Source organism: Zooshikella sp. RANM57 (genome assembly GCF_050749885.1).
GTDB lineage: Bacteria > Pseudomonadota > Gammaproteobacteria > Pseudomonadales > Zooshikellaceae > Zooshikella.
On record NZ_JBOIUB010000001.1, the window covers coordinates 485,322 to 503,038 of the forward strand.

Genomic DNA, 17,717 nt, shown 5'->3' on the forward strand with positions numbered 1-17,717 from the left:
CTGCCTATTTCATTTATGAGTACAGTAATGAATTACTGATGAGCTTGTAAAACGTCGCAGTGCTGTCAGTGAGTATTAACGAATACTAGTAGTAAATTGAGTAGTCACACGATGATCGTTATGCTGCGCAAAGTTAACGCAGTTATTGCCATTGTAGTTGGCATATTTAGCTGTTTTGGACTAGCGGTTGCTGGTCGTATAGATGAAACGACACGGGTTGTGCACTTTGCAGAAGTGAATGGCCTTTTTCCTGGTTTTGAATTACTGCCTCTGGATCAATTCCCCCCATTTCCTAATAATGCAGATGTTACAGAATTGGTAACGTGGATACCTCTTCTATGTCAGCAGTGTGTGTTGATGGATGAGAAAGGACAAATTCGCTGGTTAGCGGTACATGGACAACCTGTTATTAGTATTGAACCGTTATTGGGATTACAAAATCTGGAAGGGCTGCAGCTGGTGGGTGTTGGTTTAAATCAACTCACCATACCTGCCAGTTGGCAAACATTAAAAGTGTTAGAGGTGAGTGATAATCCTCTTCAAAAATTGGTTGGTTTAGAAAATCTCCAACAATTGGCTTACTTGAACATTGCCTCTACTTCGATTAATGCGCTGCCAGGTATCGAGCAGTTGAGCGAGTTACAGTTTGTCGGTATGGAAGGTACTTCACTGACATTGCCTTTACGTCAACAAATAACCCATCAGCTGTTAAATAATTTAGTACCTCCAGATGATAACGCTGAAACCATTACTCCCGGTGAGTGGGTTGCCTTTAGTGAAGGTGAAGCCATTATTATGGTGATGGAGCCCAATAATTATTTTGCACTTGCCCAAAAAAATAAGCCGCTATTGTGTGCACCGAGTGATGTGGTGCTATCGGATCATCATTATTGTACCTATGAGCTAAACGTTGATCGTTCTCAGCCTGACAACATACAACGAATCATTCATGTCATTGAATGGGATGGTATGGCTAACCAGTTACAAGACTTTCATTGGCCAATACACCAATTAGGCGAACAGGTTTTACAACTTAAACTGACACTGCCAGGTACAAAACAAACTCAAGCGTTAACGTTTCATCGTCGACAACGAGCCCACCGAACCCGTGAAATTTTTAAGAGTAAAGTTTTATTAGCACAAGAACAGCAAATGCTTGAACAAGAAGCACGCGAGCGGCAGCCAGGTGATGCTTATTTAATGATTAAATTGGTAGGTGATAATGGGCAAGTACTGCGTCGTCGTCCTTATAAGCTTGAAGTGGTTGGTGAACGTTATGAAGGGCAGACTGATAACGAAGGCTATGCGATCTATCACATACCCTGGCAAGCGACTCACGCTACGTTGACGGTTTGGACAAACCTGGCTGAGGATCAAGTAACCTCATTGGAAGTCCCCCTGAGGTCTGTGCCAGGAAAAAGGCCGACACCAGACTTTCTTGCCAAAGCATTAAAAGGTGATGCAGCCGCCCAGTTTCAGTTGGCTCAAAGTTATCACTATGGTGGCTATTTTGCCGTGAATGAGCAGGATGCGCTGCACTGGTATGAAAAGTCAGCCGCACAGGGCTGGGTTTATAGTCAGCTTGCGCTAGCAGAACACTTTTTTACTGATAAAAAATTAGACAAAGCCTTATTTTGGGCTCAGTCCGCGTGGCAACAACATCAGCATCCAGATGGCGCTTACTGGTTAGCGATGGTGATGCATCAACAGCAGGATGAATGGACTGAGGCCAGTATTCAGTTATTAGAAAAAGCCAGTGAGGGTGGCAGCAGTCATGCCGCTATTCAACTGGCTAAGTGGCAATTAGCAAACCAGATGACGGTAGCTTGGGCTGATACCGCCAAGCTGCTACAACAGGCGATTAAGTCAAATCCTCAAGCTGCAGAGGCTTATTGGCTTTTGGCTCAAGGAGTATGGCAAGGTCAAAGTGGGCGGAATAAAGAGATAACAACATTTCAGTTAATGCTGCGCGCAGGAAGATTAGGTTGGGTGTCTGCACAACGTTGGTTAGGCATGAGCGCTTTGGTGGGCTGGGGACAACCACGGAATTTAACGCAAGCAGCATTTTGGCTGGAAAAAGCAGCTACGCAGAACGATGAAACAGCAAAACAGTGGCTTACAGGTTTAACGACGCATGATTTTCCTGTTAAAACTGAAACGAACAGAGATTTTCAGCAGCGGTTGTGGCAGCTCTGGGGTCTTCGTTGTTGGTATGGCATAGCAGGAGAGCAAGATCTAAATGCGGCTCAGTACTGGCTTGAAAAGTCTGCTGAGCTGGGTTCAGCACAAAGTTATTACTACCTTGGTCAATTGCATCAACAAAGTGATCGAGCTTTTGAGGCATATCGCTATTTCCAGTATGCCGCTCGTGAGGGTAGTAGTGGTGCTATGTTGAAATTGGCTGATCTTTACTATCAAGGCATACAAAGCCAGCATGGACAGTTTTTATTGGGGCCACAACCCCATGAAGCTCTGCACTGGTATCAAGAGGCCGCCAAACTGGGTGAGGCAAAAGCACAGTTAATCCTCGCCCAGTGGTATGAGCAGGATGAAAGTTTACAAGGCACTGAAAGCGATATTATTCGACTCTATTTACAGGCTGCAGCACAAGGCGAAGTGGAAGCTCAGTATGCCTTATGGCGGTGGTTACAAACCGGTAAAGAGTCTGCGGTGGTTTTGATTCCTGCAGAATTAGCTCAAGATTACTTACAGCAGGCCGCAAGCCGAGGATTTCTAAAGGCACAACGTGCTCTAGGCCAGTACCTGATGGCAACCGATCAGCAAGACGCTGCGGTTACCTGGTTAGAAAAGGCTGCTCAACAGGGCGATCCTCAGGCGTTACTGGATTGGCTGTCACTGACTGCCTCGGATCAAAATTTAGCGGATGTACTCGTTTCTCTTCTGGATACTTCAGACAATACAATGATGCGTATTGCGGCTGTTGAAGCGATAGGCATTCGTGGCTTTAATGACACTATAGAGGCGCTGGTTGCCTATTTGCCAAGTGCGGATGATGCATTACTCACGGCGATCATGGCGACACTGCACAAACTGGATCAACAGGTCACTGTGTCTGCGCTGGTTAAACTGCTTCAGCAACCGCCAGGCGTATCCAAACCGTTGCGTGCGTTGATTATTGATCATCTGGCCGTGATGAAAACGCCTGAAGCCGTTAAAGGGTTAGCCGCTGTAGAGGGGCCATTAAGTGTCTCTGCACTGTTGCAAGTAGCTAAGGCATATGCAAAAGGAGAAGGACTGGATCTTCAGCCGCAAAAGGCGATTGGCTACTACCGTAAAGCCTTTGCCCTCGAACCCAGAGCGGTTCATGGGGCAATGAAACCCTGGGCTTTGGCTCTACACAAAGAGGCTCAAACGGATGTGGAGTCTGCCTATTGGTTGGCAGAGTTGTTAGCAGTTGATGATACGTTAGTGGTTGTACCAGCACAGCAATTGTTAGTACCCCCGGTTTATTGGTGGCAGCATGCAGCGCAAAGGGGACATGCTCGATCTGCATGGGCGTTAGGGCAGTGGCTGCTGGAAAAGGGGGATCAGTCAATGGCCAGATACTGGCTCGCGAAGGCTGCGGCTCTGGATAAACAGTGGCAAATACCGGCTTTGCAGTACTGGTTACGCAGTCAAGATTATCGTGTTCAGCAACAAGGGCTGGCGCAGCTACAGACGCTGTCTGCGAGTCAACCCGACATAGCCAAGGATGTTGTGGCTGATTTGTTGATTGCAGATAAGCAGGCGGTTGTCCCCCCTTCAAGAGCATTCTTACTCGCACAGCTTTATCAATTGGGACTGGGTGTAGAGAAGAATGTTGATCTTGCCGCACATTGGTTGGTTAAAGCCAGCACCAGAAACTGGCCGCCACCAGATAACAAGGCTAAGTGGCAAGCGCTGCTTAACTTATTGCAGCAATGGCAAAGTCAACAGCAGTTGCCAAAGCAGCCAGCTCAACGCGCTATGGCTGTTCAGCTGGCTGCGGCGGGTAATACTGAAGCCGTTCGTTTACTCATTGCACATTACCAACAGCGCCAGGATCAAGCTGCAAATAAATTGGCCAGTTTATGGGAGCAGTATTTAGCTGAATTAACAAGAATACAGCGCTCAGCCAGTGATAATGAAGTTTCTGCACAACGGCAACTGGGTGATTGGTTAGAACAGAGTGCCAGTAACGAGTATGTTTTACAGCAATCATTGCTTTGGTATACCAAAGCGGCACAACAACAGGAACCTTACGCGCAGGTCATGGCTCAATTATTAACGGTTCTATTAGAGCCAGGGCCTTTTGAACCATTGGATGTGATTATTCAGCTTGCCAATGAGCAGCAAAATCCATATGCACAGCGAGCATTGGCGTTGTTGTTTGCTCGACAACATAATTTATTTTCACCGGGTCGGTTTTTGCGGGTAGATATACAACAAGTACTGAATAATATAATGCAGGTAATACAGTCTAATCCTGAGTTAGTCATACCTTCATTATTTCCGGTGATAGAGCAGGCATATCGACGATGGCAAATGCAGCAGAAAGTTTCAAAAAACTACCAAGATCCCTATTTTGATAAACTGTGGCAATTTTGGCAGCAACAGTGGGAAAAAGGTGAAGGCGCAGCAGCCTATTATTTGGCTCGCTTAGCCTGGCAGGAGAAAGAAAAAGCGGCTATGCCCTGGTGGCAGATTATTGATAAAGCACTGCCTCAGTTACCTGGTGGTTTACTGTCAACGGCCTGCGAATTTTTTAGTCACGCGGCGTTGGAAGCGAACCAGTCACTATCGGCTGAATCATTTACAACAGCGTGGATGATGTGTGAATTGGATGTGCAGTCTACAGAAGAAGGGATGTATGACCAACAAGCTGAAAGTGAAACGTTAGATCAATCTGCTTCGGATAAAAAGGCTGAGCATAATAGGGACAGTCATAGTCGAAGCAGTGGTCACTATAAAACATCGCTAGCGCAAAAAATGGATGAAAAGACATTAACCACGGCGAAATCCAATTTTAAATCATTAAAGCAAAAAATTATTTCCTACCAACAAACGCGTCAACAATGGCCTGATCCTCCCACCTTTTTTACTGTGGAAAAAGTACCAAAACATTCAGCGTTACGCTGGCAATGGCAAGAGGGTGAGCAGCAATTTTCTATGCTGTGGCAACAGTTGGCACCTGTTCAGGTAACACGAAGCCATCAGGATGCACTTTGGGTTTCTGAAAAACAATTGCAAATACCTGGTACGGTGAATTTATTGCAGTGGCTTCAACATGAAGAGTCTATGCCCAATCAATTTAAGTTGATATTTCAACATAATGGGTTGTTGCATGTTATTTCGATTGAGCAGGAAAATATACCCTTCGATTGGTTGTTACTTCCACTGTCGTATTTATTACCAGAAAAAGTGAGTAAATAGACAAAGTCGTTTATGCAAAGGGTAGCGCTAAAAAAAAGTCCATGGCGGGTTATAACCCGATAATGCTTCTTGGCAAGGAGTGCCTAAAAAATACTGACCTTCTTGTGGTGGCACACAAAACCTTTGTAGTTGGCCTTGCCAATTAAATTGTAATGCAAAAGCATGAAGATAACAGCGATCAGCAGGCTCAAGGTTTTTAGGGTAATAACGTGGATCGCCTAAAATAGGTGTTCCCAGACTTTTTAGTGCAACACGTATCTGGTGTGTTTTTCCCGTGAGGGGGTGAATAAGGCACAGACGTTTTCCAGGTGTTAAATGGGTACTGATAAACTCTGTAATGGCTGGGTTTTGTTTGGTATGCAGTAGTTTCCAACTACCATTACGTGTTTTTGTCATATCCCCAATAATTTTTCCTTGTTTCTTTTTCGGACGGCCAGCCGTAATGGCTAAATAATACTTGGTGATTTGTTGACCGCTAAATAGATGGCCAAATGTTTGGGCTGCCTGTTGATTACGTGCTAAAACTAATAAACCCGAGGTCACTTGATCAAGTCGGTGAACAAGCCATAAGGGGGATTGGTTCCCAAGGTGATTTTGTACTAAAGGAATAATACCTAGCTGCTCTGACGTTTGATGAACACTCACATTTGCAGGTTTATAAATAACGTAAAAATCTGGATGTTCTGAAATAATGTTAAGCATATAAATCCACAGTAAAGGGCATAGCGATGGTTCAGGTCATAATAAATAAGTACTCTTGGCAAGGTTTTAACTGTGGGTGTTGTTAATGTCAACTGGTTTCCTGTCAGTGGTGCCTATTTTGAGCATAGAGACCGTCAGTCATTCATGATGAGCCTAAAATACAAATAGTGTAGTATTTAAGGGGTAACTTCGATTGGGGAGGAGAAGTATTTCGTTTCCAGGATTGGTTGTATTAGTGATGTATGTAAGTTCGCCAGCATGTTTTCATTCATCAAAAAATACATTAAGAGGTGCACGAAAGCGTTTTTTTTTTTGGGAACTTTTAACAAATAAGCAAATCTACTAGTATTCATATAAAAAAAATATGCTAAAATTTAAAGCTATGCCTATACTTGTAAGGAGGACTTTATAAGAGGTATTCAACCATAAATATTATAACTTTATAACCAGAATCCCTGGGAATGGGGAAAGGCTATACGAGTTGTAATTGACTAAGGAATTATATTATGAATAAAAAGCTATCCAAAAAACAAAATGATAATACTCGTTTTACTCTGTTGAACAAAACTGTGCAGTTTGTTGAAGATGTGACCTATTGGCTGGTTGCTCCAGTACTTTTCACTGGTGCCTTAGCTGCTCTTTCTGCGATTCAAATGTCATAATAGCTTCATGGACAGTAGTGTAACCCTGTCTTTTTGAGGTTTATTAGCTTTTCCAACTGAAACTATTTTCTTGCGGCTAACCTTAATCCGCTTTCTGGTGAGTTGCACTTATTAGTTGAGTCTAAGCGTGATTTGTTCTGATAATTTTAGTGCTTTGGTGTCAAGACTAAACTGAAGTACACCATTATGATAACCATAATCGGTGTTTCGTGTACTTCAGTTTGCTAGTCGTCTGGGTTATTTGTACCAATACAATCGCTGAGCCGTTAAGACGCGGATTATGCCGAAGCTAAATGCTTTCCTAAAAACCCATGATAAAGTTCGCTTTCCGTGATGTAGCCTATGATTTTATCTGCACCCACAACAAAAATATTTTGTCGGGTCGCATTTTTTATAGCAATAATATCCTGCATGGGTGTATCTAAAGGAATTGTTGTCGGTAAGCTTTTAAGCTGCTGTATTGAGTGTCCAGGTAGCCAGTGTTGTAAATCGAGTTTTTTCCCTTCTTGGTTAATATAAGCCTGTTGAAGTTTATCGCCATTCACCAGTAATTGACTATAATGACCGTTGTTGATGGGGACGGCTTCTTTTCCAGATACTTCGTATTGTGTCATTAATGTATTGGCCTTCAGCACACCTAATGGATTGGTATGGGCGACAAAGTTACGAACGTAGTCATTGGCAGGATTCAGTACAATTTCTTCTGGAGTACCATGTTGCACAATACACCCATCTTTCATAATCGCAATTTGAGTCCCAAGTTTTAAAGCTTCATCCAGATCATGACTTACGAAAACGATGGTTTTTTGCAGTTCAGCCTGAAGCGTTAATAACTCATCTTGTAATTGTTGGCGAATGAGTGGATCTAAGGCAGAAAAAGGTTCATCCATGAGCAGGACAGGTGACTCAGCGGCAAGGGCACGGGCAAGTCCAACACGTTGACGCATACCTCCTGATAGTTCATGAGGAAAAGCATTTTTCCACTCAGTTAAGCCAACTAACGACAATTGTTGTGTGACTCGTTTAGTTTTTTCTTTTTTGCTGATTTTTTGTAAGTCTAATCCAAAGGCAACGTTTTCCGCTACGGTGAGCCAAGGCATCAACGCAAAGCTTTGAAATACCATGGCTATGTGATGCATACGAATTTCCCGCTGTAGTGCGGCAGATGCTTCACTTAAGTTTATTTGTTGCTGTTGGTAGTCAATTAAAATTTCACCACGGGAAATAGTGTTTAGACCATTAAGGCAGCGGAGCAGAGTAGATTTCCCTGATCCTGATAGCCCCATCAGAACACAAATTTCCCCTTTTTTAATGGTCAGGTTGGCTTGTTGAACGCCAGTGATGAGGCCTGTTGCTTGTTGAATCTGTTCTCTGTTATACCCTTGATCAATTAAAGGAAAAGCTTGTTCAGGTCGATCACCAAAAATGACATCTATATTTTTTAACGTAATCATATGCTCAGGTTCTATTTAAAAATTCGCGATTATAACGGTCACATTTTTTGCTTTTTTTGCACTTAAGACGATTGTGTGGCCGACTCTTGCTTGAAAAGGCGGTCAAGCAGAATCGCGATAAGAACGATGGCTAAACCTGCTTCAAAACCTTTTGCGATATCAACAGTATTGAGTGCACGGATAACAGGTTTGCCCAGGCCATCTGCGCCAACCAGTGCAGCAATTACTACCATGGACAATGCCAGCATAATGCATTGAGTAATGCCTGCTGCAATACTGCTCATAGCGGCAGGAAGCTCAACTTTGTACAGGAGTTGTCGTGGGGTACAACCAAATGACTTACCTGCTTCAATTAATTCTTTAGGAACTTCACTAATACCTAAATAGGTTAGGCGTATCGGTGCTGCTATTGCAAAAATAACGGTTGAAATTAATCCTGGCACCACGCCTAAACCAAAGAGGGTAAGTGTGGGTATTAAATAAACAAAGGTAGGAATGGTTTGCATCAAGTCAAGCAGAGGGCGTAACAATTGGTATAACCAGGGGTGATGTGCTGCATATATACCCACAGGTGTACCAATCAGCACACAAAAAAAAGTGGCATATAACACCAGGGCTAACGTGGTCATGGTGGCAGCCCAATAACCTAAATTAAGAATCAGTAATAATGAAAGAACCGTATAGATGACAATACCGACTTTTCGGTGGATCAGGTAAGCTAAACTTGCCATTAAACCAATAAATATGAGAGGCGGGAACCAAAGTAAAAACTGGGTTAGGGATTCAATCAACCATTCCAGGGTGATTGCCGTATAATCAAAAAACCAACTGCCATGTTCAACCAGTAGGTCAATAAAGTTTTCCATGTATTGACCAAGCGGAATTTTATATTCAGTAATAATGCTCATACGTTTAATACAATAAAGGTGGTAAATAAATTCCCATGATATCGTGATTTTTGGCGGCGATTAATGAAGGACATCGCTCATAACTAATAATCATGATTGAACGACTTAGAGGCGCCCTTGTATTAAAATAGGCGAGAGATGCCATATGGGCATCTCCAATAAGGTGTGAGTAAAAATCACTCATGGGAAACATTTTTTTGTGGTGTTTACTAACTTTGTTTCAGTGATTCGGTGACGGCATTATGGCCAGGTTTACCATCAACGGTCTTAATATTTTTTAACCACTGGGTAAGTACTTTTGGATTTTTTTGGAGCCATTGTTTTGATGCTTCTTTGGGGGATAGTCCCTGATTTAATATGCTATCCATTACCGCATTTTCCATGGTCAGGGAAAACTGCATGTTATTAAGTAGCTGGCCTGCATTGCTACATTCTTGGGCAAAGTTTTTTCTGACGTTCGTGTAGACTTCTGCGCCTCCTAAGTTGGGACCGAAGAATTTATCTCCACCTGGCAAATACACTAAATCAAATTGTGTATTCATCGGGTGGGGTTCCCAACCTAAAAATACAATCCATTTTTTTCTTTTTATTGCGCGTTTGACTTGAGAAAGCATACCGGCTTCTGAGGACTCGACAACTTTAAACTCGCCTAGTTTAAATGCATTTTGGTTAATCATATCTTGAATAATACGATTACCATCATTACCAGGTTCTATACCATAAATACGCTGTTGGAATTTACTGGCATACTTGACAATATCCGCAAAGGATTTGACGCCTTTTTCATAAACATAACGGGGTACGGCTAATGTATATTTCGCTCCTGTCAGGTTTTTGCCTAAAATATCGATAGTGTCTTTTTTGCGGTAAGGGGCAATATCGTTTTCCATGGTTGGCATCCAGTTACCCAGGAACACATCAATATCACCGCTGGCCAGCGATTTATAAGTCACAGGCACTGAGAGCAGTTTAGTTTCAGTTTGATAACCAAGTCCTTCCAGAATGACAGAGGTGAGTGCTGTAGTGGCCGTAATATCAGTCCAGCCTACATCAGCAAAACGAATGGTTCGGCACTGATTATCTGCAGCAACCAGTGATGAAAAAAACGTCAAGCTAAGTATAAGTAGTGAGCGTATATAATTCATAACGTCCTCTTAAAATTATGTTCTCTCAATGGGAATTGATGGGCCACGTTATTTATGCCTCCCTCAATGAGGGAAAATTGTTGGTGACAAATTGAGAGATAACCGCATTGGTTGATTATGCTTATTTATTTAACGTTGTTTTGTTTTATAGTGTGGGTGCTCCCATACAGGAACTGGGGAGGTTGGAAGCAGAGGGGCTCCTTTTATATGATCTGCACATTTTTCGGCGAGCATGATGGTCGGTGCATTAAGATTACCGCTGACAATACTGGGCATAATGGATGCGTCAACGACGCGCAATCCTTCAATTCCATAGACACGCGCTTCAGCATCCACTACCGACAGCGGATCATTTGCACTTCCCATTTTACATGTACAAGAAGGATGATAGGCACTATCCGCATACTGCCGTATAAACTCATCTATTTCTTCATCAGTTTTGGTGGCCGGGCCTGGTCTTAACTCTGCGCCACGAAATTCATCAAAAGCCGTTTGCTGAAACATTTCCCGGGTTAATTTTACGGCTTGGCGCATTTCCCATCGGTCACGTTCTGTACTAAGATAATTCGGTTGTAGGACAGGATGCGTTAAAGGATCGGCAGATTTTAATGTTAGATAACCTTTACTGGTTGCTCGCATAGGACCTACATGCACCTGAAATGCATGACACTCAGGATCTTTTCGACCATGGTCAATGACTTGGGAAGGCAAGAAGTGGAACTGTAAATCGGGATGGCGAACACCTGCCTCAGTGCGTATAAATCCACCTACTTCTAAATGTGCTGTTCGGCAGGGACCCCAATCATGGTTAGCAAACCATTTTACGCCGGCAACGGTTTTGCCAGGCTGGGAGGTGTATTTATAAAGCGTAACGGGTTCTTTACAGGCATGTTGTATATAAAGCTCAAGGTGATCTTGTAAGTTTTGACCTACGCCTTGTCGGTCTTCAACAACATCAATACCTAGCTGGTTGAGTGTGGTCGCAGGACCAATTCCAGAAAGCATCAGTAGTTGTGGTGAATTAATAGCACCTGCACTTAGAATGACTTCGCAATTAGCCTTGACCTTAAAGGTTTTACCTTTTTGTATGTACTCAACCCCAATGGCTTTTTTACCCGAAAATAAAATGCGCGTTGTCATTGCACCTGTTTCGGCCGATAAATTAGGGCGTTGCAATGCGGGACGAAGATAAGCTTGAGCCGCACTCCAGCGCTTACCTTCTTTTATTGTCATATCCATAAGGCCTACGCCTTCCTGCTGAAAACCATTCATGTCTTCAGTAAAGGGATAGCCTGCTTGTTGTCCAGCTTTAATAAAGGCATTGAACAATGGGTTTGGCTCATTACCAGTATGAACATTTAATGGTCCATTATTGCCTCGGTAATCATCGCCCCCTTGTTCGCGGCTTTCTGCTTTACGGAAGTAAGGGAGTACATCAAAATAAGACCAGCCTGATGCACCTTCTTGTTCCCAGCGGTCGTAGTCAAAAGCATGCCCACGAATATAAACCATTGCATTTAATGCTGAACCGCCTCCCCACACTTTACCGCGAGGCCAGTATAATTTGCGGTTATTCATGAATGCTTGCGGTTCAGTATGATAATACCAATTATATTTATCATCATTGAGATTATAGGTGAGAGCGGCAGGCATATGGATTTTCCAGGTATCATCTTTTCGACCTGCTTCTAATACAAGAACACGACAGTTTTCGTCTTCAGATAATCTGTTTGCCAGTACACAGCCTGCAGAGCCAGTACCAACAATAATATAGTCAACGTCTTGATCAAAGTGCATGGTTAGTAGTTTCCTTTACACGTTGTACATACCAATCATTAAGGGTGGTAAATATCATGTGTAATACGCTAGAAGGGGGATTCCATTGGCGTCATGCCAACATAAACAGCTTTTAATTGGGTATAGTGTTCAAGGGTGACTGTGCCATTTTCACGGCCTATACCAGACTGTTTATAGCCTCCGACAGGCATTTCGGCGGGGGAGGCACCATATTGATTAATCCAGCAAATACCGGCTTGAAGTTGCTGAATAACACGGTGAGCCCGTTGAATATTCTGGGTGAAAACACCGGCAGCCAACCCGTAATGAGTTTGGTTAGCCCGTTGAATCACTTCTTTTTCATCTTTAAAGGTAAGAATACTCATCACTGGGCCGAATATTTCTTCCTGCACAATACTCATGTCATCGGTGCATTCAGTAAATACCGTGGGCGAGACAAAAAAGCCTTGCTCATGACCTTCAGGATGTACACGGTGGCCACCAATAATACATTTCGCCCCTTGTTGTTTTGCTTGATCGATGTAGCCTAAAACTTTATCCAGGTGATTGGCGGAAATAAGTGCACCCATATTTGTTACTGGGTCTAGAGGGTTTCCGATTTGAATATTATGGCGAATACGTGTAAGTAGTTTTTCAATAAAGGTATCAGCAATGCTTTCATGGACAAAGACACGAGTACCATTAGTGCAGACTTCACCTTGAGTATAAAAATTACCCACCATAGCACCACTGATGGCATTATCTAAGTCAGCATCTGGAAAGATAATCAACGGTGATTTACCACCAAGTTCCATCGTGACTGATTTAAGCGATGAAGCGGCATCGGCCATGACCGTTTTGCCAGTATTGACTTCACCCGTAAAAGATATTTTGGCTATGGCGGGGTGTTGAGTAAGCATTTGACCAACACGATAATCACCTTGCACTACATTAAAAACACCTGCCGGTAAACCAGCTTCGATAAATATTTCAGCAAGTTTTAGTGCGCCTAAGGGTGTTTCTTCTGAGGGCTTAAAAATCATGCTATTGCCACAGGCTAATGCAGGACCTGCTTTCCAACAGGCAATTTGTAATGGATAGTTCCACGCACCAATGCCTGCACAGATACCTAAAGGTTCACGGCGTGTGTAGTAGAAATCAGTGCCAATAGACTGTTGCTGACCTGTCAGTGCAGAAGAAGCAAGCCCTGCATAATATTCGATACTGTCAGCACCGGTTTGAATATCAACGGTACTGGCTTCTTGCCAGGGTTTACCTGTATCAATAACCTCTATTTTAGCCAGCTCATCATTGCGCTCACGTAATAATTGAGTTGCTTTGATCAAAATTCGACTGCGTTCCATTCCCGAAAGTGAAGACCATTGAGAAAAGCCTTCTTCTGCAGATTGGATAGCTGCAGAGATCAGGGTGTTATCGGCTTGTTCTACCTCATAAATAACATTTCCTGTCGCAGGGTTTACGACAGGAAATTTTTCACCTGTTGTATTGGATACATAATCGCCATTAATAAATGAGCGATATAAAGGCAAGCTCATAAATGTTCAACCTTTAATAATTACAAAAAATCTACTTTTTCTACACTGCTATTGTTGTATTTATTAATGCATGGTTATACAGTTATCTTTAAAAACTGTATTTTTGTGGTTAATTTCTGCAAAGATATACGATACACCCATAATGATGATAATACCGTAAAACGAGACAGTACGTTATAGTTTAATCTTAATGAGCACCAATATAGTGATTAAAAAAATTGAATAAATTTCATGAAATAAAATAATAAATATTTTATTTATGCCCTTTGTAAAGGCTATATTTGTAAAAAGAGAAATAGCGTTTTGATACCCTTAACTTTTTCAGCCCTCTTGCCATGACGCCTTTTTTAATAAAAAGCCAAACCCATAGCTATGTCAGCGAATTCACTTACTCATGTTATCAATACTTGCGAATAACTAAGTAGGCAGTGAGTACTATTAACTATCATTTTTCAGGGTTAACAGGCGTTTAGTTAGCTTTTATTAGGGATAAACCTTAAGTCACGAGAACAAGGCGCAGAAAAATTAGCGTTTTTTACCCCCCATGCAAATACTTAAATTATTTTAAATAATGTGTATTGCATTGAAAAATACGCCGATGACTAAATAGTTTAGCTAAAATACGATAACTGTAGATTAAATTAAAAATACCACTCCAACTCAGCTATAAAGATAGCTCAGCTGTGAAGCGTTATATTATACGTAAGGGTACAGTATTAATTACAAACGGCTAAAACTATACAGTCGCATTGAGTGCTATGTTGTTAAAAGTTTATTTATACAATAATGAAAATGCTGGTTTCCTCTCTAATTTTTGTTGTTTAAGTTCATGCTCATTTAAAATAATGTAGTTAGTCATAAGATTCTCTTTTTATACTATTGTTTTGAAATCTAAATTTCAACCCTGAAATTTAAATATAACAAACCAGTCATATTCGTTATGATACGCTTGACTGGTTGATAGGAGGGAAGTAAAGAAACTTTGAGCTGTAATTAACTTTCAGTTGACGCTAATGTTATAGCGGTAGAATCTTTTGACCCTAAAGGACTCATTTCTTCTGCAGTAAGTGAGCGAATGATCCGACAAGGATTGCCTGCCGCTAATACCCCTTCTGGAATAGAGTGTGTCACTATGGCACCTGCGCCAATAACAGAGCCTTTGCCAATTTTTACGCCAGGACACACAATTACACCACCACCAAGCCAGACATCGTCTTCTATGACAATGGGTTTGCCATAAACTGCCCACTGACGGCGTTGGTTGATATTTAAGGGATGACTTGCAGTATACAGTTGTACATTGGGGGCGATGAGTACATTATTGCCAATTATCACGGATGAAACATCTAATATTGTCACTTGAAAGTTAATGAAGGTGTTTTGACCAATAATGATGTTACTGCCAAATTCGCAGATAAAGGGCGACATGATTAGGCTTGACTCATCAAATGCCGCAAAGAGCTGCTGACATATTTTTGTTCTTTGTTCTGCGTCGCTACTGGGTGTTTGGTTAAGTTGTGTTAGATAAAATTGGCCTTGATTTCGAAGTACTGCAATGCTTTGATCTTTCCCATCAAAAACTTCTCCTGCGAGCATTTTCTCTAATTCACACATCGATTTACGTTCCAAAAAGCTTTAGGCTTGGCTCGTTTTGCTCTTTAGGATACGCATACCTTTGCTTTCGATTTTTCTGGAGCCAATGTACATCAACGAATCAAAGGTAAACAGCGAGTATCCTGAAGCATTGCTATGTGTCTTCTATTGAAATTAGAAAACAAGTTGTTGACAAATGAAAAGTCAAACTTTATAGATAAATAGCGCTAATCTATCGCTAAGAAAAAGTAAAAATAATGAGTGAATATTTCGCTGGAACCCTTTGAAATGAAGTTTAATGACGTAATGGGATGGTTGGTATGCATAATCCTGCATTATTAGATTTATTGCATACATTTAAAATGGCGGCGCAGTTTATGAGTTTCACCAAAGCCGGTGAAGCATTGCATATGACTCAAGCGGCCGTAAGTCATCGAATTAAACGGCTTGAGGAAGAGCTGGGGTTCAAGTTGTTTATTCGCCTGACCAGAAAGCTAAAACTCACAAAAGAGGGTGAGCAGCTTTTGGTGACACTCACAGATTCATTACTCCGTATTGAAGAAGAGATAGAAGATATTCGTCGTAATGACTTACGGGGTTTGCTTTATATTGGTATATCACCCACGTTTGCTCAGTTATGGGTGATGCCCAGATTGGCACGTTTTCAACAGTTATATCCAGCACTGAGTTTAAGACTTAGGATTAAAGCAAGTGCTCTCGATTTTCGCTATGAACCTGTTGATTTGGGCATATACTATGGGCGCAGTGATTATCGAGGCGTGGTCGTGGATACCTTACTCAGTGAGCAGCTCGTACCTGTTTGTACGCCAGAGTATGCTGAACGACACCAGCTTTATGATCATCCTGAACGATTATCCCAGTGCTTACTGTTACATTGTTCAGAATGTCTTGATCATGCTGATCCTCGGGCCGAGTGGTTACAGTGGCAACAGGCGGTAGGCATAGGACCCAGCGAAAGCTGCACAGAGTATTTTTTTAATCACTATCATATGACGCTGCAAGCAACGTTACAGCATATGGGGATTGCAATGGGGCGCTTACACCTTGTTGCTGATTATTTGGCCTCAGGCACGCTGGTGACGCCTATACCCCAGCAAGTGCCCGCTGGTTTGGATTACACTTTGATTTATCCGCGTGAACATGGTGCAAGGCCTCGCTACCAAACCTTTATACGCTGGCTTCATGATGAAATTACCCAGCATAGCCTTCCCTCAGGATTGGACTTGAACACTAAACGTTAAATAACACCAACATTTGGTTCACGAAGTGGCTTTTATCTGCTTGTGAGGGACAGTCTGGCGCATTATTGTATAGCGCTCAAGATAATTCAGTTGTTGCTTAAGTCGATAGGATGCCACTATGTTTCGTGTATTTGCCACTTTGTTGCTCGTCACTGGGACAGGCTTATTATCAGGTTGTTTTTGGATGACAGGGGAGTTTAGGGTTTTTCATGATGTTTGTGAGGTAGAGTATTGTGAATTAGTGGCAGAACAAGTTAAACCGGATAAAGAAAGCCAAAGACGTGCTAAGGAATCTTTTGTTAACAAAGCACAATTGAGTGAAATGGCAACAAGTGACGATGCAAAGATTAACAGTAAAACTGTTGATTTTGGTACAGCGGAATTTGCTTTTCAATTACCGGCGATGCCGCAGGGAATGCGTTCAGCCAGTGATAGTATGGCCGTTATTAAATACCCTGACTATTATGTGGCTTACTATATATTTGACCTTTATCAAGCGCGGGATTTACTGGATATTGTTTTTACAACGCCTGCCAGTCGTTTACAGGGCGTTTTACCCTACACTAAACGCCAACTAAGAAAAGGTTATAGCCTGAAAGGACTATTTACGGAGCCTGTAAAATTATCACGTATTGCATGGGATGATTGGTTGGTTTTTGTGGCAGAAGGGGATACCTCGCGTTGGTTATTTATTGCCAATGAATATGTTGAAAATAAAATGTTAGTGATTCGTGGTAAAAATATGCCAAGCTCAGTCCAAACCTTGGTAATGAATACACTACAGTTGGATTAAATGAAAAATAAACGGTACTTTTATGAATAAGCCTGATTTTGCAATACACCATGTTGCATTAACATGCCAAAATCTGAGTGTAATGTTTGATTTTTATGCAGCTTTAGGTTTTACGGAACAACGTCGTTATTCAGATGATCAATGCTCAATAATACATCTGTTGTTGGAAAATTTTTGTCTTGAACTTTTTACCTTCACCGAAAATGCATCACCCCTTATAAAGTCCAAACCATTAGCACAACATCTTAAACAACCAGGATGGCAACATATTGCTTTAAAGGTAACTGATTTAACGGCTGCCCGAGCGTGGTTTATCGATAAACTTGAGTTAAGACCTTCAGAAATACAACAAGGAAAGACCGGAATTCAGTATTTTTTTATTCAGGATCCTGAGGGGAATTATGTTGAGGTTGTGCAGGTGTAGAGTTTAAGTAAAAACCTGAATTTTATAAAG

12 protein-coding genes are annotated in these 17,717 nt (G+C 41.9%); 5 read left to right on the forward strand and 7 right to left on the reverse strand.

What is annotated here, in order from left to right:
• The first annotated feature begins 111 nt into the window (after nucleotides 1-111).
• Entirely contained in the window at nucleotides 112-5,412 is a 5,301-nt protein-coding gene (locus ACQ96U_RS01745) for a hypothetical protein (RefSeq protein ID WP_431719502.1), read from the forward strand.
• Between the two features lie 27 nt (nucleotides 5,413-5,439).
• On the opposite strand, the gene ACQ96U_RS01750 is transcribed toward ACQ96U_RS01745, so the two are convergent.
• Nucleotides 5,440-6,114, reverse strand: coding sequence for a TIGR01621 family pseudouridine synthase (locus ACQ96U_RS01750; protein WP_431719503.1), 675 nt, complete (start codon nucleotides 6,112-6,114; stop codon nucleotides 5,440-5,442).
• Between the two features lie 506 nt (nucleotides 6,115-6,620).
• On the opposite strand from ACQ96U_RS01750, the gene ACQ96U_RS01755 reads away from it, so the two are divergent.
• Complete coding sequence (locus tag ACQ96U_RS01755) at nucleotides 6,621-6,776, forward strand: hypothetical protein (RefSeq protein WP_431719504.1); 156 nt, start codon at nucleotides 6,621-6,623, stop codon at nucleotides 6,774-6,776.
• A gap of 278 nt (nucleotides 6,777-7,054) precedes the next feature.
• Here ACQ96U_RS01755 and choV read toward each other — a convergent pair whose 3' ends face one another.
• The 6 genes from choV to ACQ96U_RS01785 form a co-directional block, all read right to left on the reverse strand.
• Nucleotides 7,055-8,230 (reverse strand): choline ABC transporter ATP-binding protein, encoded by a 1,176-nt coding sequence (gene choV / locus ACQ96U_RS01760; RefSeq protein WP_431719505.1) that lies wholly within the window; start codon nucleotides 8,228-8,230, stop codon nucleotides 7,055-7,057.
• Between the two features lie 62 nt (nucleotides 8,231-8,292).
• Nucleotides 8,293-9,138, reverse strand: coding sequence for a choline ABC transporter permease subunit (gene choW, locus ACQ96U_RS01765; protein ID WP_431719506.1), 846 nt, complete (start codon nucleotides 9,136-9,138; stop codon nucleotides 8,293-8,295).
• A gap of 209 nt (nucleotides 9,139-9,347) precedes the next feature.
• A complete protein-coding gene (locus tag ACQ96U_RS01770) occupies nucleotides 9,348-10,283 on the reverse strand; it encodes a choline ABC transporter substrate-binding protein (RefSeq protein WP_431719507.1) in 936 nt (311 codons plus the stop codon).
• Between the two features lie 129 nt (nucleotides 10,284-10,412).
• On the reverse strand, nucleotides 10,413-12,080 hold the full coding sequence (betA, locus tag ACQ96U_RS01775; protein WP_431719508.1) for a choline dehydrogenase: 1,668 nt from the start codon (nucleotides 12,078-12,080) through the stop codon (nucleotides 10,413-10,415).
• 68 nt (nucleotides 12,081-12,148) lie between these two features.
• Nucleotides 12,149-13,615 (reverse strand): betaine-aldehyde dehydrogenase, encoded by a 1,467-nt coding sequence (gene betB / locus ACQ96U_RS01780; RefSeq protein WP_431719509.1) that lies wholly within the window; start codon nucleotides 13,613-13,615, stop codon nucleotides 12,149-12,151.
• A gap of 993 nt (nucleotides 13,616-14,608) precedes the next feature.
• Nucleotides 14,609-15,229, reverse strand: coding sequence for a sugar O-acetyltransferase (locus tag ACQ96U_RS01785; protein ID WP_431719510.1), 621 nt, complete (start codon nucleotides 15,227-15,229; stop codon nucleotides 14,609-14,611).
• 299 nt (nucleotides 15,230-15,528) lie between these two features.
• Between ACQ96U_RS01785 and ACQ96U_RS01790 the strand changes: the two genes are divergently transcribed.
• The 3 genes from ACQ96U_RS01790 to ACQ96U_RS01800 all read left to right on the forward strand — a co-directional run bounded on the left by ACQ96U_RS01790 (nucleotide 15,529) and on the right by ACQ96U_RS01800 (nucleotide 17,687).
• Nucleotides 15,529-16,470: a LysR substrate-binding domain-containing protein gene (locus tag ACQ96U_RS01790; RefSeq protein WP_431719511.1), complete on the forward strand. Its 942-nt coding sequence runs from the start codon at nucleotides 15,529-15,531 to the stop codon at nucleotides 16,468-16,470.
• Between the two features lie 118 nt (nucleotides 16,471-16,588).
• A complete protein-coding gene (locus ACQ96U_RS01795) occupies nucleotides 16,589-17,263 on the forward strand; it encodes a hypothetical protein (protein ID WP_431719512.1) in 675 nt (224 codons plus the stop codon).
• A gap of 22 nt (nucleotides 17,264-17,285) precedes the next feature.
• Nucleotides 17,286-17,687: a VOC family protein gene (locus ACQ96U_RS01800; protein WP_431719513.1), complete on the forward strand. Its 402-nt coding sequence runs from the start codon at nucleotides 17,286-17,288 to the stop codon at nucleotides 17,685-17,687.
• Nucleotides 17,688-17,717 lie beyond the last annotated feature (30 nt).